Source organism: Shewanella sp. SM74 (assembly GCF_025653725.1).
Lineage (GTDB): Bacteria > Pseudomonadota > Gammaproteobacteria > Enterobacterales > Shewanellaceae > Shewanella > Shewanella oncorhynchi.
The window spans coordinates 1-22,237 of sequence record NZ_JAKKRZ010000027.1 but is presented as its reverse complement, the minus strand read 5'-3'; the positions used below and the strand labels follow the sequence as shown (position 1 = coordinate 22,237).

At 46.2% G+C, this 22,237-nt stretch carries 9 protein-coding genes and 1 rRNA gene; 8 read left to right on the top strand and 2 right to left on the bottom strand.

Translation table 11 applies throughout. The features are described 5' to 3' along the window. The first annotated feature begins 36 nt into the window (after positions 1-36). The 6 genes from aceE (at position 37) to L5M49_RS20300 (ending at position 15,685) form a co-directional block, all read left to right on the top strand. Positions 37-2,703: a pyruvate dehydrogenase (acetyl-transferring), homodimeric type gene (aceE, locus tag L5M49_RS20325; protein WP_105250400.1), complete on the top strand. Its 2,667-nt coding sequence runs from the start codon at positions 37-39 to the stop codon at positions 2,701-2,703. Between the two features lie 12 nt (positions 2,704-2,715). Further along, positions 2,716-4,728 carry a dihydrolipoyllysine-residue acetyltransferase gene (aceF, locus tag L5M49_RS20320; protein WP_263266735.1) on the top strand — a complete coding sequence of 671 codons (2,013 nt, stop codon included), beginning with the start codon at positions 2,716-2,718 and terminating at the stop codon, positions 4,726-4,728. Positions 4,729-4,877: 149 nt separating this feature from the next. After that, positions 4,878-6,305: a dihydrolipoyl dehydrogenase gene (gene lpdA / locus L5M49_RS20315; RefSeq protein ID WP_198781247.1), complete on the top strand. Its 1,428-nt coding sequence runs from the start codon at positions 4,878-4,880 to the stop codon at positions 6,303-6,305. Positions 6,306-6,444: 139 nt separating this feature from the next. Then, a complete protein-coding gene (locus tag L5M49_RS20310) occupies positions 6,445-10,917 on the top strand; it encodes an EAL domain-containing protein (protein ID WP_263266734.1) in 4,473 nt (1,490 codons plus the stop codon). Between the two features lie 281 nt (positions 10,918-11,198). Beyond that, on the top strand, positions 11,199-13,415 hold the full coding sequence (locus L5M49_RS20305) for a patatin-like phospholipase family protein (protein ID WP_263142910.1): 2,217 nt from the start codon (positions 11,199-11,201) through the stop codon (positions 13,413-13,415). 227 nt (positions 13,416-13,642) lie between these two features. Then, entirely contained in the window at positions 13,643-15,685 is a 2,043-nt protein-coding gene (locus L5M49_RS20300; protein ID WP_263266733.1) for a M13 family metallopeptidase, read from the top strand. 78 nt (positions 15,686-15,763) lie between these two features. On the opposite strand, the gene L5M49_RS20295 is transcribed toward L5M49_RS20300, so the two are convergent. Continuing rightward, positions 15,764-16,027 carry a DUF2845 domain-containing protein gene (locus L5M49_RS20295; RefSeq protein ID WP_263266732.1) on the bottom strand — a complete coding sequence of 88 codons (264 nt, stop codon included), beginning with the start codon at positions 16,025-16,027 and terminating at the stop codon, positions 15,764-15,766. A gap of 173 nt (positions 16,028-16,200) precedes the next feature. After that, entirely contained in the window at positions 16,201-16,860 is a 660-nt protein-coding gene (gene hxpB, locus L5M49_RS20290) for a hexitol phosphatase HxpB (protein ID WP_173247840.1), read from the bottom strand. Positions 16,861-17,294: 434 nt separating this feature from the next. Between hxpB and acnB the strand changes: the two genes are divergently transcribed. Continuing rightward, entirely contained in the window at positions 17,295-19,892 is a 2,598-nt protein-coding gene (gene acnB / locus L5M49_RS20285) for a bifunctional aconitate hydratase 2/2-methylisocitrate dehydratase (RefSeq protein ID WP_173247838.1), read from the top strand. A gap of 801 nt (positions 19,893-20,693) precedes the next feature. Further along, a 16S ribosomal RNA gene (locus tag L5M49_RS20280) occupies positions 20,694-22,194 on the top strand. Positions 22,195-22,237 lie beyond the last annotated feature (43 nt).

Sequence of the window (22,237 nt, the reverse complement as noted above, 5' to 3'; positions counted from 1 at the left end):
CCATTCATTATCATGTATATAGAGAAGGACAGTGTCATGTCTGAAGATATGCTACAAGACGTAGATCCGTTAGAGACTCAGGAATGGGTTGATGCCCTGCAAGCCGTGTTGGAACAGGAAGGCCCAGAGCGCGCGCATTTTTTATTAGAAAAGCTGATCGATAAAGCGCGTCGTAATGGCACTCACTTGCCTTATAACGCCACAACGGCTTACCTGAACACTATCCCTGCGGGTCAAGAGCCGCACATGCCTGGCAACCAAGAGATGGAACGTCGCATTCGCGCCATCATCCGTTGGAACGCTTTAGCTATGGTGCTTCGTGGTTCTAAGAAAGATTTAGAATTAGGCGGCCATATTTCAAGCTTCGCCTCAAGCGCGACTATTTATGACGTATGTTTTAACCACTTCTTCCGCGCACCCAATGAAAAAGACGGTGGCGATTTAGTGTATTTCCAAGGCCATATCGCCCCTGGTATTTATGCGCGTTCATTCTTAGAAGGTCGTTTAAGCGAAGACCAACTGGCTAACTTCCGTCAAGAAGTGGATGGCAAGGGTCTGTCTTCATACCCACATCCAAAACTGATGCCGGATTACTGGCAATTCCCAACCGTTTCTATGGGCTTAGGTCCTATCCAAGCGATTTATCAGGCGCGTTTCCTGAAATATCTGACTGACCGTGGTCTGAAAGATTGTTCAGCACAAACCGTTTACTGTTTCTTAGGTGACGGTGAGTGTGACGAGCCAGAAGCCTTAGGTGCGATTGGTTTAGCGGCCCGTGAAGAATTAGATAACTTAGTCTTCATCGTTAACTGTAACTTACAGCGTCTTGATGGCCCTGTACGTGGTAACGGTAAGATCATCCAAGAACTTGAAGGCGAATTCCGCGGCGCAGGCTGGGAAGTGGTTAAAGTGATTTGGGGTCGTTACTGGGATCCATTATTAGCCCGTGATACAAGTGGTAAGTTACTGCAGTTAATGGAAGAAACCGTTGACGGTGAATACCAAAACTGTAAAGCCAAAGGTGGCGCTTATACACGCGAACACTTCTTTGGTAAGTATCCTGAAACGGCCGAAATGGTGGCTAACATGTCAGATGATGACATTTGGCGCTTAAACCGTGGCGGTCATGATCCAGTGAAAGTGTACGCTGCCTTAGATCATGCACAAAAAACCAAAGGTCGCCCAACGGTGATTTTAGCTAAGACAGTAAAAGGTTACGGCTTAGGTGATGCGGGTGAAGGTAAAAACATCGCTCACAACGTGAAGAAAATGGGTATCGAGTCTATCCGTTATTTCCGCGATCGCTTCAATATTCCGATCCCAGATGACCAGTTAGAAGATCTGCCTTTCTATCACCCAGGTCCAGATTCTGAAGAAGTGAAGTACATGATGAGCCGTCGTGAAGCGCTGCATGGTAGCGTGCCACAACGTCGTCAAAAGTTCACCGAAGAGATGGAAGTGCCGTCACTGAAGATTTTCGATTCGATTTTACAGGGCTCAAACGGCCGTGAAATTTCATCGACTATGGCATTCGTTCGCGTGCTGACAGCATTGCTGAAAGACAAGAAAATTGGCAAAAACATTGTGCCAATTATTCCTGACGAAGCCCGTACTTTCGGCATGGAAGGTTTGTTCCGTCAAGTGGGTATTTATGCTCACGAAGGCCAAAAATATATTCCGCAGGATTCTGACCAAGTTGCTTACTACCGTGAAGATAAAACCGGCCAAGTATTGCAAGAAGGGATTAACGAACTCGGCGCTATGTCTTCATGGGTATCAGCAGCGACGAGCTACTCAGTCAACGATACACCTATGATTCCGTTCTACATCTACTACTCAATGTTCGGTTTCCAACGTATTGGCGACATGGCTTGGGCTGCGGGTGACATGCGTGCTCGTGGCTTCTTAGTGGGCGGTACTTCAGGCCGTACAACGCTTAACGGCGAAGGTTTACAGCATCAAGATGGTCACAGCCACGTATTGGCGAACACTATCCCTAACTGTATTACTTACGATCCAACCTACGGCTACGAAATTGCCGTTGTGGTACAAGATGGTATCCGTCGTATGTACGGCGAGAATCAAGAAGATATCTTCTACTACTTGACCACAATGAACGAAAACTATGAGCAACCAGCCATGCCAGAAGGTGCGGAAGTGGGCATAGTGAAAGGTATCTACAAGTTAGAAACGGTTGCGGGTTCAGGTAAAGGCAAAGTTCAGTTAATGAGCTGTGGCACTATCCTTGAACAAACCCGTAAAGCGGCGCAAGCACTGGCGAAAGACTTTGGTATTACTGCCGACGTATTCAGTGTGACCAGCTTTAACGAATTGACTCGCGATGGTCAAGCTGCTGAACGTTGGAACATGCTGCACCCAACCGAAACGCCAAAACAAGCCTATATCAGCCAAGTGATTTCAAGTGATGCACCTGCAATCGTCGCGACTGACTATATGAAGATTTACGGCGAACAGTTACGTGCTTATATTCCTACCGATTACAAAGTGTTAGGTACTGACGGTTTCGGTCGTTCAGACAGCCGCGAGAATCTGCGTCACCACTTCGAAGTGGATGCTAAGTTCATCGTTATTGCGGCACTGAAATCACTGGTTGATCGCAAAGAGCTGCCTGTCGATGTGTTAGCAAAAGCCATTAAAGAATATGGTATCGACGCTGACAAGATCAATCCACAGTACGCGTAAGAGGCAATAAAAATGGCTGAATTAAAAGAAGTTTTTGTTCCTGATATCGGCGGCGATGAAGTGCAAGTGATCGAAATTTGTGTAGCTGTGGGTGATACCCTAGCGGCAGAAGAATCGATTCTTACCGTCGAAAGCGACAAGGCGACTATGGATATTCCAGCGCCTTTCGCCGGTGTTTTAGCCGAATTGAAAGTGGCTGTGGGCGATAAAGTATCTGAAGGTACTTTGATTGCTATGATGCAAGCGGCGGGCGCGGCAGCTGCCGCTCCGGCTCCAGTTGCAGCACCCGCTCAGGCGGCACCAGCATCTGCACCGGTTCAAGCGGCTCCAGCCCCTGTGGCTGCTGCTCCTGCGACGGGCGCAACCAAAGTGGTTGAAGTCACTGTACCTGATATCGGTGGCGACACTGATGTATCGGTTATCGAAGTCTTGGTTGCTGTCGGTGACAAGATTGAAGTTGATAGCGGTTTAATTACCCTAGAAACAGACAAAGCGACGATGGACGTGCCATCACCTTTCGCGGGTGTGGTTAAAGACGTTAAAGTTGCGGTTGGCGATAAAGTGTCGCAAGGCTCTTTAGTTATCATGCTTGAAGTGGGCGGCGCTGCACCTGCAGCAGCGCCAACCGTTGCTGCCCAAGCGGCTCCTGCCACTACGGTAGCGCCAGTCGCCGCAGCACCAGCTGCACCAGCGGCAAGTGTGGTTGCGGTAAAAGAAATTCAAGTGCCGGATATTGGCGATGCCAGCAATGTCGATGTGATTGAAGTGCTCGTGTCTGTCGGTGATGAAATCACTGCCGACCAAGGTTTGATCACCCTTGAAACTGACAAAGCCACCATGGAAGTGCCAGCGCCATTTGCCGGTAAACTGCTGTCTTTGACTGTTAAAGTGGGTGACAAGGTTTCTCAAGGTAGCGTCATTGCGACGATTGAGACGACTTCTGTTGCAACAGTAAGTGCGGGTGCAGCTCCAGCAGCGGTAGCTCAAGCTGCTGTTCCAGCTCCAGTGAGCGCTGCACCCGTTGCAGCCCCAACACCTGCAAGCCGTCCACCAGTACCCCATCACCCAAGCGCAGGTACACCTGTGTCTACTGGTGCGGTACATGCGTCTCCTGCGGTACGTCGTTTAGCCCGTGAGTTTGGTGTCGACTTGACCCAAGTGACAGGTTCTGGCCGTAAAGGTCGCATCATGAAAGAAGACGTACAGGCGTATGTGAAATACGAACTGTCGCGTCCGAAAGCGACTGCGGCAACTTCTGTTGGTTCAGGCAATGGCGGCGGTCTGCAAGTGATTGCTGCGCCTAAAGTGGACTTCAGCAAGTTTGGTGAAGTGGAAGAAATTCCATTAAGCCGTATTCAGAAGATCTCTGGTCCAAACCTGCACCGCAACTGGGTAACCATTCCCCACGTGACTCAGTTCGATGAGGCTGATATCACTGAGATGGAAGAGTTCCGTAAGCAGCAAAACGATGCGGCGGCGAAGAAAAAAGCCGATTATAAGATCACTCCGCTGGTCTTTATGATGAAAGCCGTGGCGAAAACCCTGCAACAGTTCCCAGTGTTCAACTCGAGCTTAAGCTCTGATGGCGAATCACTGATCCAGAAGAAGTATTTCCATATCGGTGTGGCGGTTGATACGCCAAACGGTTTGGTTGTGCCTGTGGTGCGTGATGTGGATAAAAAAGGCATTATCGAGTTATCTCGCGAATTAGCCGATATTTCTATCCGCGCCCGTGATGGCAAGCTTAAATCCGCTGATATGCAGGGTAGCTGTTTCACCATTTCAAGTTTAGGTGGCATTGGCGGTACGGCGTTTACGCCTATCGTGAACTACCCAGATGTGGCGATTTTAGGTGTGTCTAAATCTGAAATTAAGCCTAAGTGGAATGGTAAAGAGTTCGAGCCTAAATTGATGTTGCCACTGTCGCTATCTTACGATCACCGGGTGATCGATGGTGCAATGGCTGCACGCTTTAGTGTGACGCTGTCAGGAATTCTGTCCGATATTCGTACTTTGATTCTGTAAGCATATAAGGCTGCTCATCTTGAGCAGCCTTTTGTTTATTGTGATCAGTATCAAACACAGGTTAAAATGCGCCCACCTTACGCGCTAGCGCATTTTCGGTTGGTAGGATTGGTCTCCTCCAACGGATTGAATGAGAATTAGAGGAAAACATGAGTAACGAAATCAAAACTCAGGTAGTGGTATTAGGAGCAGGCCCAGCAGGTTATTCTGCGGCTTTCCGTGCGGCGGACTTAGGTCTACAAACCGTTATCGTTGAACGTTTTAGCACTTTAGGTGGTGTGTGTCTGAACGTGGGTTGTATCCCATCTAAAGCACTGTTACACGTCGCTAAAGTTATCGAAGAAGCCAAAGCTGTTGCCGCCCATGGTGTGGTGTTCGGTGAGCCAACTATCGATTTAGATAAGTTACGTGGCTTTAAAGAAAAAGTGATCAGCCAATTGACTGGCGGCTTGGGCGGTATGTCCAAGATGCGTAAAGTGAACGTGGTTAACGGTTTCGGTAAATTCACTGGCCCTAACACACTGGAAGTCACTGCTGAAGACGGCACTGTGACTGTCGTTCAGTTCGAGCAAGCGATCATCGCTGCCGGTTCTCGCCCAATCAAACTGCCATTTATTCCCCATGAAGATCCACGTATTTGGGATTCGACCGACGCATTAGAACTGAAAGAAGTTCCTGGCAAGTTGTTAGTGATGGGCGGCGGTATTATCGGTTTAGAAATGGGTACTGTGTATTCATCTTTAGGCAGTGAAATCGACGTGGTTGAAATGTTCGACCAAGTGATCCCTGCGGCTGATAAAGATGTGGTTCGCGTATTCACTAAGCAAATCAAGAAGAAATTCAACCTGATCCTCGAAACTAAAGTCACAGCGGTTGAAGCCCGTGAAGACGGTATCTATGTTTCTATGGAAGGTAAGAGCGCGCCAGCTGAACCAGTACGTTACGATGCGGTATTAGTCGCCATCGGCCGTACGCCAAATGGTAAGCTGATCGACGCCGACAAAGCCGGTGTTAAGATTGATGAGCGTGGTTTCATCAACGTAGACAAGCAATTACGTACTAACGTACCGCACATCTACGCAATCGGTGACATCGTTGGTCAACCAATGTTGGCTCACAAAGGCGTGCACGAAGGCCACGTAGCGGCCGAAGTGATCGCGGGCATGAAGCATTACTTCGATCCAAAAGTCATCCCATCAATCGCTTACACAGACCCTGAAGTGGCCTGGGTAGGTTTGACTGAGAAAGAAGCGAAAGAGCAAGGTATTGCTTATGAAACTGCGACTTTCCCATGGGCTGCAAGTGGCCGTGCGATTGCATCAGATTGCTCTGAAGGTATGACTAAGCTGATTTTCGACAAAGATACTCACCGCGTGATCGGTGGTGCTATTGTGGGTGTTAACGGCGGCGAGTTGTTGGGCGAAATCGGTCTAGCGATTGAAATGGGTTGTGATGCTGAAGATTTAGCATTAACCATTCACGCTCACCCAACACTGCACGAATCAGTAGGCTTAGCGGCTGAAATGTACGAAGGTTCTATTACTGATTTGCCAAACCCAAAGGCAAAGAAAAAGTAATTTAGCTGTCGATTAAAAAAGCGCTCACTTGAGCGCTTTTTTATTGCCTGTATTTTTTTGTAACTTTTATGTAAACAAGCGGATGAATTGAAGGGATTGAGCTGCTACAGTACAACTATGGTATGCGGTAAGTTGTCACATGCAAACAAAAATAATTAGAACAATTCTGACATGTTTCATCCTTTCACTGATTAGCGTCCATTCGGCTTGGGCGGGCGGCTTCGTGCAGCGTGTTTTTACCGATAGAGACGGTTTAGCTGTCACCAGCATCCGAGGTTTAGCCTTAGATGACTACGGTTTTGTATGGGCAGCTACTGAGCAGGGCTTGTATCGGGTCAGTAATTCTAAGGTGCGGCGCATTGATAAAATTGGCACGGAATCACGGCTTGCGGATGACTTTTTAACGACAGTGGTGAACATCGACCGAGACAAGTTATTGGTCAGTACCAATGCCGCGATTTACCTTTACGATATAGTACAAAATCAATTTACCGCGTTTGGTTCTCCCTATCTATTCCCGCAGTTTCCAGGTGGTGCGCTGATATCGGCAGCCCGCAAGAATAGCAAAACATGGCGATTATTAATTGATAATGGTCAGATCTATGAGTTTTCCCCTTCAAAGTCAGAACTTCGCCTTATCACTCAATTAGCTGTTAATCGCGACCTTCCTTGGCGCAAGTTATTGCTTATGCCCAATGGACACATGTTGGTTGCGGGGCAGTTGCAACTAGAGCTCCTCGACAACAAGGGCGAACGGCTATTTCAATACCCTTGGACCGAATCTATGGGCAGTATTCTCGATATGTTGGAGGATACTCAACATAGGATCTGGATTGCGACAGGGCGTGGTGTTTATCAATTAGATCAAATCGCTCATCAAATTACACCTGTGCCAGAATTACCCGATTGGAGCACAGCGATCATTGAAGATGCTAAAGGGTATTTGTGGTTTGCCAGTCGTATTGGCTTGTTAAAATGGTCGCCTGAGACGCGGTTGATTGAGAATTATCAGCAAGAGTTGAAGGCTGAGGCCAACATGGAAACGCTGAAAGCCATGTTGTTTGATGATGCAGGCTTGATGTGGGTTGGAGGCTCTGGTGATGGATTGGCATTGTTAGCGTCACCGCCTGATTTCATTCTTGATACTTATGCGGCAGATGAACCCTATCAGCTGAGCGATGCCATGACCTGGTCTGTACATGCCAGTGATGAAGGGGTTTGGCTCGGTTCTTCCAGTGTAGATTTTGTTGCTAAGGGCAGTAAAAAAGCGGTTAACATTCCGATTGAGGGGTTTAATCCCCACGAAAGTATTTATGATATTAGTGAGTTTGAGGACCATTATTTACTGATCTCAACAACCAGTGGTCTTTTTGTTATTGATAAAGAGACCTTGCAAGGAAGCAGTTTTTCTAAATGGACTCACGGTCAGGATGACTTTAAAAATAAGCTCATATATAAAACTTATCGGGATCCCAAACTGAAAGGACGCGTCTGGATTGCGACTACCACGGGACTCTATTTTTGGGAAATGGGACTCTATGAGCCCCAGCCATTTGATATTGATAAGTCATCGAACGAATTTGATGGCCCCAAGCGGCCTGTGATCCGCACTATTTATCGCAGCTCTGACGGTCGTCTTTGGGTTGGCGGTAAAAAAGTCTTTGGTTACATAGACAGTCAAAACGAGTTTCATGATCAACGGCACTTATTTAATGCTTTTGCGGCACAACCAACGATTAGCCATATTGAAGAAATGTCCCCGGGAATTATCTGGTTTGGTTCCTATGAAAAAGGTTTGTTTGAATATCAGCAGCAGACGGAATCGTTAGTTTCACTGACTTCCGAATGGCAATTAAATTGTAGTTCAGTGTTTTTTATTCAAAAGACCCCTAAGTCAAATCTTGTGGGTTGTGCTGATTCTTTGATTCGTCAGGATATTCAAACGGGCAATATCGCCATGTTTAATCAACTCGATGGTTTGATTTCCGATGAAATGAACGAGGGCGCTTATTTTTATTCGCCAAAAACAGGCTTTTACTTAGGAACACCTGAAGGTGTGATGCGACTCGATGTCAATAGGCTGGTCAATCGTATAACCGATGACCATGTGATGCTTGAATCTGTCTCTGTGTACTATAACAACACGACAGAAGTATCCTTGTTGCCGCGTAACCTGATGACCATCAAACCCGATGCGAATATGGTGAGTTTTCAAATCACTAACTTAGATTATCTCGATGATTCGCCAATCCAATTTAAATACCGATTACGTTATCAGGATGAAGATAGCCATTATGTCTTGTTGCAGGGGGAATCTCAGATCAACCTCGCAGGATTAGCTGCGGGTGGCTATGTGCTAGATATTTTGAGTCAAGTTAATGGGATATGGTCAGATAAGCCGTTCTCTTACCCTTTTTATGTTGAGCAGCATTGGTGGTTATCCCAAGGTTTTAAAGGTATTTTGCTGCTGTTATTTTCTATTATTGCTTTAAGTCTTGCTTGGTATCGACAACGACAGATCAATACATTTAAGCAGATGAATCTGGCATTAACGGAAAGTGAGGACAGGTTAAGGCAGTCTTTGCGCGGCAGTGACTCAGATCTCTGGGAGTGGCATAAAAATACTCAGGCATTTCACCTTGATAATCGCGGTTCGGTTCTTGGTACGCATGCCAATGAGATTGTGGTGAGCTTAGAGGATTTGCCTGTGCATCCGCAGGATAGGGAGAAAGCTCTCGCTCAGTGGGATAACATGATGGCGGGTGAGATTGACCGATTCGAGGCCGAATATCGCTATCAGCGTAAGGACGGTAATTGGGGATGGCTGAGGGTTAGAGGGCGGCCAGTTGCTCGCAATAAGCACTCAAATGAAATTGAACGGGTCGCGGGTATTTATAGCGATATTACTGTGCAACGCCAGCTAGAAGATGAAATTAATTTATTGGCGAAAGCGTTTGGCAATACCTCTGAAGGTGTGTTGATTTTAGATGTCGAAGGCGGTATTCGCGTTGCTAATTACGCTGCGCAACAAATTATTGGTATAGATTCTGACGACTTAGTCGGGCAACCATTTGCACAATTCGTACAGATGAATGACGGGTTAGCATCGGAGATTAAGCAACTTCTCCGTGATAGTCAGTCTTGGACTGGAGAGCGGGAGTTAATCCGTTCCAATCAGCAACTCTGTCCTGTGTGGCTAAACGTGTCGGTGATGCAAAGTATTAACGGGAAAGTAACCCACTATGTGGTGGTATTCTCGGATATCACGGAGCGTAAACGTACTGAAGCCGATTTACGCCGTTTGGCTAATTACGATGTGCTTACTGGTTTGCCAAATCGCTCCTTATTTTCTAGCCGTCTATTACAGTCGATTCAAGCTGCGCAACAAACAGGTGAGAAACTGGCGTTACTGTTTTTAGATCTCGATAGATTTAAGCATGTTAATGATTCCTATGGTCATAGCATGGGCGATGCACTGCTGGTCGAAGCATCAAGTCGACTGCAATCTTGTATTTCCAGCGAGCATTTACTCTGTCGTTTTGGTGGCGATGAATTTGTGATTTTACTCCGCAATGCAAACAGCATTGACGATATTAACCATGTCGCCGAGCGCCTGTTGGAGCAAATTGTCGCGCCTTTTAAGTTGTATGGTCGGGAATTTTATATTTCGACCAGTATAGGCATCAGTATTTGGCCCGACGATGCGGTGCAGCCTGAGGCTTTTATCAAGAATGCCGATCTTGCTATGTACCATGCCAAAGAAGAAGGGCGAGGCAATTTTCAATATTATTCCTCGGAGCGTAATGCTCAAGCCCTCTATCATTTACGGCTTGAAGCCGATTTACGCAAAGCTATAGAGCGGCAAGAGTTCGAGCTTTATTACCAGCCGCAAATTGATATTTTGCGTAATGATAGGCTCATAGGAATGGAGGCATTAATTCGCTGGAAACATCCGCAAGACGGATTTATTCGCCCCGATATTTTCATTAAAGTTGCTGAGGCCTGCGGTTTAATTGTTGATATTGACCGCTGGGTATTAAGACAAGCCTGTGTGCAGGGCGCCAATTGGACTAACCGCTATGGCTCGGGCTTTAAGTTGTCGGTTAATATTTCGGCGGTGCATTTTAGGCAGCCAGATTTTATTGAAGATATCCAAAGAATTTTACAAGAAACCCAAATGCCAACAGCATCTTTAGGATTAGAAATCACCGAAGGCGTATTGATGAAGGAGTTGCATGTCGCTAAAGACCATCTGACTCGATTGAAATCTTTGGGGATCGAGGTTGCCATCGATGACTTTGGTACTGGGTATTCTTCACTGGCTTATTTGCGTAATTTTGAGGTCAATACTCTAAAAATTGATCGCTCCTTTTTGATTGATATCGCCACTAATACCGCAGATCAGGCGATTGTGAGTAGTATTATTGAATTAGCCCGTAACCTTAAATTAAATGTGGTTGCTGAAGGGATTGAGACGGTTGAGCAGTTAGAGCAAGTCTTTAGCCGTGGCTGTTATATTATTCAAGGGTATTATTTTGCTAAACCTATGTGCGTTGATGATTTTGAGCGCTATTTAGAGACAGATAACAAAATCGTCTCTATTGATCATTAAGCTAGAAACATAGTCTATTATTGGCTCGCGAATACTTAATATTTGTATCGCTGATGGGTAATCGTCTGCACGATATAAGCCAGTGAGCTTGAGATGTAAACGTTATCGTCTTCAGTGGTGATGGATATTTTGTTTAGCGGTTTATTCAATTAAACTTCATCTTTTTGTATAAAGAGTACACAAACTTATCACTAGTCGGTCCAGATAAAATATGACTGACGGTTAAATCGATAAGTTTGTTAATATAACTCGGATTTTTATCCCATAAAAAGTAGCCTCACATGATGCGCCAACTACTCGCTTCTATTATTTTGTGTTTGTGTGTTACCCCGTCTTTGGCTGCAGAGCGCCTTAAAATTGGTGTCGTACTCAGTGGTGGTGGTGCTAAAGGCGCCGCCCACGTGGGCGTGCTTAAAATATTAGAAGAACATAACATCCCAGTCGATTATATCGCGGGCACCAGTATAGGCGCCTATGTCGCTGGCATGTATTCACTGGGTTACAGTGCGAGTGAAGTGGAAACTATCATGATGGGGGTCAACTGGGACAGTGGCTACTCGGACACCATACCGCGCAATATTTTGAGTTACAGGGATAAACAGTTACGCGACCGTTACAATATTCCATTAAACATTGGCTATAACGAAGGCCAAGTGAGGGCGCCAAGTGGTCTGCTACGTGGACAGACTATGTCACAACTTTTACGTCAGTCGACAGATCTGGTACAGCAATTTGGTCATTTTGATGATTTAGCCATTCCCTACCGAGCGGTTGCAACCGACTTAGAAACTAGCTTACCTGTGGTGATTAGTCACGGCAGTATGGTTAAAGCCATGCAAGCGTCTGCAACTGTACCTGGTGCACTTCAGCCCGCACAAATTGAAGGCAAGTTATTGGTCGATGGTGGTATTGCTAATAACATGCCCGTCGATGTGGTTAAGGCCATGGGAGCCGATATTATTATCGCCGTCGATATTGGCTCGCCTCTGGTCAAAAAAGATAAATTAGACAGTACTATCGCAGTGCTCGATCAGCTCTCTAATTTTTTGACCAATGCCAGCACTGAAAAACAAAAACAATTACTGACAGATAAAGATGTATTGATCCGACCCGCGATTGACGCCCTCAGCACCACTGATTTCACTATTATGCCGCTGGCATTAACCCTTGGAAAAGAAGCCGCTAATGGTCAGCTTTATAAGTTGAGCAGTATGAGCGTGAGCCCTGAGGAATATGCTGCCTACGTCGAGGCTAAAAAAGCCAAAGGTAAATTATTAATGGCGGATGTACGTCATCCCATTAATGAAATCGTATTTGAAAACCAATCTAAGGTGAGTTTGAATCTCTTGACGGAAACCTTGGATATTAAACCTGGGCAAGCTGTATCTAAAGACGAGCTTAATGAGGCGTTAAAGCGTATTTACTCCCTCAATAAATTTGAGCGTGTCGATGCTGAATTTGTAGAAGGTGAGGATGGCCGCATACTCACAGTCACCACTAAGGCTAAGTCTTGGGGGCCGAATTATTTCCAACTGGGCTTTAATTGGGAGGATGACTTTAATTCAGAATCTGCCATCAGTTTTGACATGGCTTATACCATGACCGATTTGACCTTTAATGGTGGCGAGTGGCGTAATGAGGTCAAACTCGGCATTGAAAAGTTGTTTGCAACTGAGTTCTATCAGCCTTTAGACAGGGACCAACAGTTCTTTAGCCGTGCCCGCTATCAATACGATACCCGTGATTGGGACTTATACGATAATAACAGTCGTATCTTAACCTTCGACAAGAAAACCCATACGATTGAATTAGGCATAGGTTATAACTACACCTTACAAGGGATGATTGAGTTAGGCTTAGTCGCAGAGAAGGGGTCGATAGTCAATGATGTTTGGTTAACGCAGGACTTAGATTTTAGTTCCTATGGTGCTTACTTTAGGTTCGGTTACGATAGCTTAGATAGCATTAGCTTTCCAACATCAGGTAATCGCGTAACCTTAAACGTCTACGTGCGTAATGAAGATTTCAATGACAGTATCGACGATAATCAAAACCAATTTAGCGTGCAAATAGAGGCCGACTGGAAAGGTGCCTTGAGTGTCGGTAACCACGCTTTTGTTGGTAAGGCATCGATTGCTACCAACAATAATGATGGTGTCAATACGCTGCATTTATCCGAGCTGGGAGGATTCTTAAACCTGTCTGGTTACCATAAAGACTCCATTATGGGCGCACATAAAGTGTTTGGGGCCTTTATTTATCAATATGATCTCGGGCGTGATGCGCTAGGTATGACAGATTATCCTCTATACCTAGGTTGGAGCTTAGAGGCGGGGAATGTCTGGGACGAGCGTACTGACGTCACCCTGACCGATCTGATTTATGCATCGAGTCTTTATATCGGTACAGATACTTCCATGGGACCCGCGGCACTTGGTTTTGGGATCACAGATCTTGGCGATAAGTCCTTCTATTTATTTGTGGGTAAAAACTTCTAGTTTGAGATTTGTGTAAAGAACTTAAGGGCATGACTGAGGTTGTGCCCTTATTTTTTGGTCGATGGAAAACCTATAAGCGTTATCCCATGGAAGTTATCTTGCCGAAATAGCTAAGAGTGTCGCTAAAGTGTCATATCCTTTTACAAAATCTTACTACTGTGAGGCGTGTCAAGATGCTAAGGTTTTGCGGGAAAAATAATAACTCTCAACGGAAGCTGGGGAAAACAATGAAGAAGATAAGCACACTGGCACTGAGTATCGCCTTGAGTTTAGGTTTAGCGGCTTGTAGTACTGAGCCTAAAACTGAAGCCGTCGCGGTGTCTGGCATTGAATTGCAAAACTTTGATGCCTCAGTTCGCCATCAAGATGATTTCTATTACAGCGTTAATGGAAAATGGTTGGCAAATACGCCTATTCCTGCTGACAAATCTAATTATGGCGCGTTTTCTGTGTTGTACGACCAAAGCCAAGATGCATTGAAGAAAATTATCGACGAAGCGGCCGCTAAAAAGAATCCTGCCGCAGGCTCGAATGAGCAGAAAATCGGTGATTTCAATGCTAGCTTTATGAATACCGATTTGCTTGAAACCTTAGGTGTTACTCCGCTTAAGCCATTGCTGGCCGATATCGCTGGCGCAAAAACGCACGCTGACTTACCCGCTGTTATGGGCAAATTACTGACGACGGGTTCTGGTATTCCTTTTGGTTTTTACGTCAATAATGACGCTAAAAACTCAACCCAGTATGCGGTGTATTTAAGCCAGTCAGGCCTCACGCTACCGGATCGTGATTATTACCTTAAAGATGACCCTAAGTTTGCCGCTAATCGCCAAGCCATGGCCAAGTATGTGACAGATATACTGACTGAAGCGGGTTACAAGGACGCTAAACGTGCGGCTAAAAACGTCGCTGACATCGAAATGATGATCGCCAAAAGTCAGTGGAGCCGAGTTGAATCCCGTGATGCCAACAAGGCATACAACAAGTTAGATCGTGCTGAACTGCAAAAGTTAACCGGTCAATTCGATTTTAATGCCTTTGCTGCGAGTGCGGGCTTAGGCGATAAAGTGACTGAAGTGATCGTGCGTCAGCCCTCTTATTTTGAAAAACTCGGCGCCAGTTTCGAGACATTCCCTGTATCGGCTTGGCAGGATTATCTTGCGTTCCACTTAGTGGATAGCTACGCCGAGTTACTGAGTAAAAACTTTGTTGATTTGAACTTCGCCTTTAAGAGCAAAACCTTAATGGGTATCGAAGAGCAGCAGCCACGCTGGAAAAAAGCAGTTGATGGTGCTGACCAAGTGATTGGTGAGTTAGTGGGTGAAGAGTATGTTAAGCAATACTTCAAGCCAGAAGCTAAAGCGCGCATGGAAACTATGATCAAAAACTTGATCAAAGGTTTTGAAGTCAGCATTAATGAACTTGAGTGGATGACGCCAGAAACCAAAGTCGCCGCCCAAGAAAAACTGGCTAAATTTACCTACAAAATTGGCTATCCAGATAAATGGAAAGATTACTCAGGTTTAGATATTAAGGCTGACGAGTTAGTCGGTAACTACATGCGTTACGCTCAGTTTGAATATCAAGACATGATTAACAAGCTAGGCAAGCCAATTGATCGTACGGAATGGGGCATGACACCACAAACGGTGAATGCTTATTACAGTCCAGTGAAAAACGAAATTGTGTTCCCTGCTGCGATTCTGCAACCGCCATTCTTTAATATGGATGCCGATGATGCCGTTAACTACGGTGGTATAGGTGCCGTGATCGGCCATGAAATTAGCCATGGTTTTGATGACCAAGGCGCTAAATACGATGGTGATGGCAACCTGCGTGATTGGTGGTCAGATAAAGACAGAGAAGAGTTCCAAAAGCGCGGTAAGCAGTTGTCTGCCCAATACTCAGGTTATGAGGCAATGCCCGGCAAGTTTGTTAATGGTGATTTGACCTTAGGGGAAAACATCGGCGACTTAGGTGGTTTAACCGTAGCGGCACGTTCGTATTTGATGAGCCTTAACGGCAAACCTGCACCTGTGCTCGATGGTTTAACGGGTGAGCAACGCTTCTTTGTGGGTTGGTCGCAAGTATGGCGCCGTAATTACCGTGATGAAGAGCTGAGCCGTCGTTTGCTGACAGATCCGCATTCACCAAGCCATTATCGTGCCATGGGTACGCCACGTAACGTGGAAGCCTTCTATAAGGCCTTCGATATGAAAGAAGGCGATAAAATGTATTTAACACCAGATGAACGTGTGAAAATTTGGTAATATATTCAGTAGATTGAAATAAAAAGCCAGACAATGTCTGGCTTTTTCATTGATGACCATAATCTAGGATTCTGCCGATTAATGTCCGTAACCTAAGGATTCAATTTTTGTGACTTTATTATCAGTGGCATACAGGCGGCGCATTAAGCGTGTTGGTCCAAAGTCATAGGTCCATTCTTGATACTCAGTCGGCAACTTGCTGGGATCGATCACCCTGTCTCCGTTAGCGTTGAGATAAGTCGCGGGCAAACTGTATTCTCGAATATCACTGGGCGAGCCGCATTTATCCTGCACAGTCGTTAAAGTATCGCCCGTATTGATCACTTGTTGTTTACAGTGCATGGTCTCACCTGCACTAGCGGGTAAACAGGTGGATATAAGTATTAAACCCATGGGCAGTATTAAGGATAGGTACTTCACATTGAATTCCTTCTGGTGCATACACCATTCTGTCATTTATCCGTAGGGCAAAGACTAAGCTTATCCGCCCTGCAGAAACTCGGTGTGTTGTGACGTTATTTTGCCAAAATTGTTGTTAATGCCAACAAACTCTCGGCCTGATGATGGGCGATAATCCACTTAGCATCGCCTCTTTGTTCTGGCGCAGGGATCGCGACCGTTTGCATGTTGGCTGCTCTGGCGGCAATTAAGCCGTTAAAGGAATCTTCGATGGCAAGACAACAACGGGGATCAACATCTAACGCCTTAGCGCAATTCAAATAAACTTCTGGGTGGGGTTTGCCATAGATTAGGTGTTCAGCCGATTCTATCGCCATAAACTTTTCACTGAGATCTAACTTCGTTAATACTGCTTGGATAATGGTATTTGGGGATGAAGTCGCTAAGCCGATTTTAAGGCCAAGCGCTTGGCAGTGATCAATCGCTTCGTGGACGCCCAGCATAGCTTCGCCGCTAACCAGAATTTCATTTGCAACTTTATCAACAATCGTTTGGCTGACCTTGGCATTATCATAGTGTGGCCAAGGTGCCTTGTGGTACCAATAATCGACGCATTGATCGATGCGTAAGCCCGTGGTTTGTTGAATCGTCTCTATCGTCACTGGCACGCCGAGTGCGGATAACACTTCATACTCGACTCGCTGCCATAGGGGTTCTGAATCGATTAAAACGCCATCCATATCAAAAATAACGGCTTGAATGCTAAGGGATGTCATTGGTACTCCGATGGACTAAGGAAATAACTGAGATATGCAGTAAATTAAGCCTGAGTGTAAGTTCTCGCACTGCATCTTAAAAGCCAAAATGCAGCAAGATGAGAAAAATTTATACCTATTTGCTCTGGGGCGCGGAAAATTGCTTGTTCGATTTAAAATTAATGAAACATTGTTAACTATTTGTAGTGTATGGTTTTTTGTCTGTTTTCAAACTATTGTCTAATTTCACTTGTTTTAATCTTCCCGTAAGTTGGCATTCGCCGCCGGATTTAGTCCTTATTTCGCTTTTTGCCGAGTGTGACCTGATTCATACTTTTGCAAAGCTGTAGTATACTGCAGGCCGGAAATACGGGTCGATCATGTCGGACTGTCAGCTTCAATTAAGAAGACGTGCAGTTTCGTTGTTAGAGCGCCAAACAAAGAGGAATGTTGCCGTGCTAGAAGCATATCGTAAACACGTCGCAGAACGTGCTGCAGAGGGCGTAGTCCCTAAGCCATTAGATGCACATCAAGTGGCTGAACTGGTTAAGTTAGTTCAAAATCCACCCGCAGGTGAAGAGGCTTTCGTTCTCGACCTGCTTGAAAATCGAATTCCCCCAGGTGTTGATGAAGCTGCTTATGTTAAAGCTGCTTTTTTAGATGCGGTTGCCAAAGGCACTGAAAAATCACCGATTCTGTCTGCTGAGCGTGCTACTGAGTTATTAGGCACAATGCAAGGCGGCTACAACATCGAACCTCTGATCGCGCAGCTGGATAATCCAGCGTTAGCACCTTTAGCCGTTAAAGCGCTATCTCACACTCTGCTGATGTTTGATTCTTTCCACGATGTGGTTGAGAAGATGGAAGCGGGCAATGAGTTTGCTAAGCAAGTGGTTGAAGCGTGGGCGAATGCAGATTGGTATTTAAGCCGTCCAAAACTGGCCGACAAAGTCACTCTGACAGTATTTAAAGTTTCTGGTGAAACCAACACCGATGACTTGTCACCTGCACCAGATGCATGGTCACGTCCTGATATCCCATTGCACGCGTTAGCTATGCTGAAAAACGCCCGTGATGGTATCGAGCCTGATGTTGCTGGCGCCGTTGGCCCAGTGAAAAAAATCGAAGCATTAAAAGCACAAGGTCATCCATTAGTATATGTGGGTGACGTTGTGGGTACGGGTTCATCACGTAAATCTGCGACTAACTCAGTACTGTGGTTTATGGGCGATGATATTCCATTCGTACCTAACAAGCGCGCTGGCGGTTTCTGCCTTGGCGGTAAAATTGCACCGATTTTCTTCAACACTATGGAAGATGCGGGCGCACTGCCAATCGAGCTTGACGTAAACAAGATGGAAATGGGCGATGTGATTGACATCTACCCATACGCCGGTGTGGTTAAGCGTCACGATAGCGACGAAGTGATTTCAGAATTCAGCTTAAAAACGGAAGTCTTGTTAGACGAAGTTCGTGCTGGTGGTCGTATTCCATTGATCATCGGTCGTGGTTTAACTGACAAAGCCCGTGACGTATTAGGCTTAGGGTTATCTGACGTCTTTGTGCGTTCTCAAGATGTCGCTGATACCGGTAAAGGTTATACACTTGCGCAGAAGATGGTCGGTAAAGCCTGTGGCGTAGCGGGTGTGCGTCCTGGTCAATACTGCGAACCTAAGATGACGTCTGTTGGTTCACAAGACACGACAGGTCCTATGACCCGTGATGAGCTGAAAGATTTAGCTTGTTTAGGTTTCAGTGCTGATTTGACTATGCAGTCATTCTGTCACACTGCGGCTTATCCAAAGCCAGTTGATGTGAACACACATCATACTCTGCCAGATTTCATCATGAACCGCGGCGGTGTATCACTGCGTCCAGGTGATGGTGTTATCCACTCATGGTTAAACCGTATGCTGCTACCAGATACAGTTGGTACGGGTGGTGACTCACATACGCGTTTCCCAATTGGTATTTCATTCCCAGCGGGTTCTGGCTTAGTAGCGTTTGCTGCTGCGACTGGCGTTATGCCACTCGACATGCCTGAATCCGTATTAGTGCGCTTCAAGGGCAAAATGCAACCGGGTATCACACTGCGTGATCTGGTTCATGCTATCCCATTAAAAGCCATTGAACTGGGCATGCTGACCGTTGAGAAGAAAGGTAAAGTAAACATCTTCTCTGGTCGCGTACTGGAAATCGAAGGCTTAGAATCACTGAAAGTTGAACAAGCTTTCGAACTGTCTGATGCTTCAGCTGAGCGCTCTGCTGCCGGTTGTACCATCAAGTTAGACAAAGAACCTATCATTGAATACCTGAACTCAAACATCATCATGCTCAAGTGGATGATCGCTGAAGGTTATGGCGATCGTCGTACGATTGAACGTCGTATCAAAGGCATGCAAGAGTGGTTAGCCAATCCTGAGCTGATGAGTGCTGATAAAGATGCTGAGTACGCTGCAGTAATCGAAATCGACTTAAATGACATCAAAGAGCCAATCCTGTGTGCGCCAAACGATCCTGATGATGCCGTTTTACTGTCATCTGTTGCGCAAACTAAGATTGACGAAGTGTTCGTAGGTTCTTGTATGACCAACATCGGTCACTTCCGCGCAACCGGTAAGATGCTAGACAAGTTTGCTAAAACCCTGCCAACACGTCTGTGGATTGCACCACCGACTAAGATGGATAGAGATCAGCTGACTGAAGAAGGCTACTACGCGATTTTTGGTCGTGTAGGCGCGCGCATCGAGATCCCAGGTTGTTCACTGTGTATGGGTAACCAAGCACGTGTAGCTGAAGGTTCAACTGTGGTATCGACTTCTACCCGTAACTTCCCTAACCGTTTAGGTACAGGTGCTAACGTTTACTTAGCCTCTGCTGAACTGGCTGCGGTTGCTGCACTGTTAGGTCGTCTGCCGTCACCTGAAGAATATCAAGAATACGCTAAAGAGTTAGATGCAACTGCAGCTGACACATACCGTTACTTGAATTTCGATCAAATCGAGTCTTACACAAAAAAAGCATCGGAAGTGATCTTCCAGACTGCCGTGTAATCGATTGCCGTTAAGGTAACTTGATGTAAAAAGCCAGCGTAAGCTGGCTTTTTTGTGGGTTTGTTTTATTTCTACATCTATATGCATATATGCACCAATGAACCCTATCATAGTCATGCCTTCAGTTCTTACATCACAAACTCGCTACTTACTAATGGTCACGCGTTGTCGTCATTAAAAATCCAATTAAGCCGATCCGTCGGTCAATCTCGCACTTAGCCCCGTTTAACCTTCTTTTTAAAAGACGAAAGTCTTCTATTTTCATAACTACCAACAAATCATCTGATGGCTTTGGCTTTACATAATGCGAAACAGAGGCGAAGCCTTGACTGAATTGTGGATAACTTTGGGGGTAAGTGGTGGGTATGGTGTGGCTAGATTAGATAATTAGAATTAACTGCAAATTTCCTTAAAATAGGGGTTGCACAAAATTCTCTGCTGCCTATAATGCGCATCCACTGACACGGCAGACAGCGAAAGCATGCTGATGTGACAGTTCATCGATGAGTTTACTGATTGATGAGTGTTGAGAAAGTTTGCAAAAACTCCTTGACGCGAAACGGGAAATGCGTAGAATACGCAGCCCTAGCCAACTGGAAGCGTTCGGCGCTCAGTGTGGTACTCAAGTTCCCTTACGAATATTGAGTTGCTCTTTAACAAGATAAAACAAGAAATCTGTGTGGACACTCACAGGTGTTGAGTTAATCGAAACTGCTTAATCTTCGGGTTGGCAGTCAAAAATTTAAATCAATGTTTTCAAGTCATTCTCCTCAACGAGAAGCGTGACTGAGTGTTCATAGTAATATGTACATACAGTAATGTATGAGTTGAAACGCGATGCTTCTTAGCTGAGGTGGCGAGCGGCGGACGGGTGAGTAATGCCTAGGGATCTGCCCAGTCGAGGGGGATAACAGTTGGAAACGACTGCTAATACCGCATACGCCCTACGGGGGAAAGGAGGGGACCTTCGGGCCTTCCGCGATTGGATGAACCTAGGTGGGATTAGCTAGTTGGTGAGGTAATGGCTCACCAAGGCGACGATCCCTAGCTGTTCTGAGAGGATGATCAGCCACACTGGGACTGAGACACGGCCCAGACTCCTACGGGAGGCAGCAGTGGGGAATATTGCACAATGGGGGAAACCCTGATGCAGCCATGCCGCGTGTGTGAAGAAGGCCTTCGGGTTGTAAAGCACTTTCAGTAGGGAGGAAAGGGTGTARYTTAATACGYTATATCTGTGACGTTACCTACAGAAGAAGGACCGGCTAACTCCGTGCCAGCAGCCGCGGTAATACGGAGGGTCCGAGCGTTAATCGGAATTACTGGGCGTAAAGCGTGCGCAGGCGGTTTGTTAAGCGAGATGTGAAAGCCCTGGGCTCAACCTAGGAATAGCATTTCGAACTGGCGAACTAGAGTCTTGTAGAGGGGGGTAGAATTCCAGGTGTAGCGGTGAAATGCGTAGAGATCTGGAGGAATACCGGTGGCGAAGGCGGCCCCCTGGACAAAGACTGACGCTCATGCACGAAAGCGTGGGGAGCAAACAGGATTAGATACCCTGGTAGTCCACGCCGTAAACGATGTCTACTCGGAGTTTGGTGTCTTGAACACTGGGCTCTCAAGCTAACGCATTAAGTAGACCGCCTGGGGAGTACGGCCGCAAGGTTAAAACTCAAATGAATTGACGGGGGCCCGCACAAGCGGTGGAGCATGTGGTTTAATTCGATGCAACGCGAAGAACCTTACCTACTCTTGACATCCASRGAATTCGCTAGAGATAGCTTAGTGCCTTCGGGAACYSTGAGACAGGTGCTGCATGGCTGTCGTCAGCTCGTGTTGTGAAATGTTGGGTTAAGTCCCGCAACGAGCGCAACCCCTATCCTTATTTGCCAGCACGTAATGGTGGGAACTCTAGGGAGACTGCCGGTGATAAACCGGAGGAAGGTGGGGACGACGTCAAGTCATCATGGCCCTTACGAGTAGGGCTACACACGTGCTACAATGGCGAGTACAGAGGGTTGCAAAGCCGCGAGGTGGAGCTAATCTCACAAAGCTCGTCGTAGTCCGGATTGGAGTCTGCAACTCGACTCCATGAAGTCGGAATCGCTAGTAATCGTGGATCAGAATGCCACGGTGAATACGTTCCCGGGCCTTGTACACACCGCCCGTCACACCATGGGAGTGGGCTGCAAAAGAAGTGGGTAGCTTAACCTTCGGGGGGGCGCTCACCACTTTGTGGTTCATGACTGGGGTGAAGTCGTAACAAGGTAGCCCTAGGGGAACCTGGGGCTGGATCACCTCCTTACCTATACGACTAACTTAATGTTTGTTGAGTGTTCACACAGATT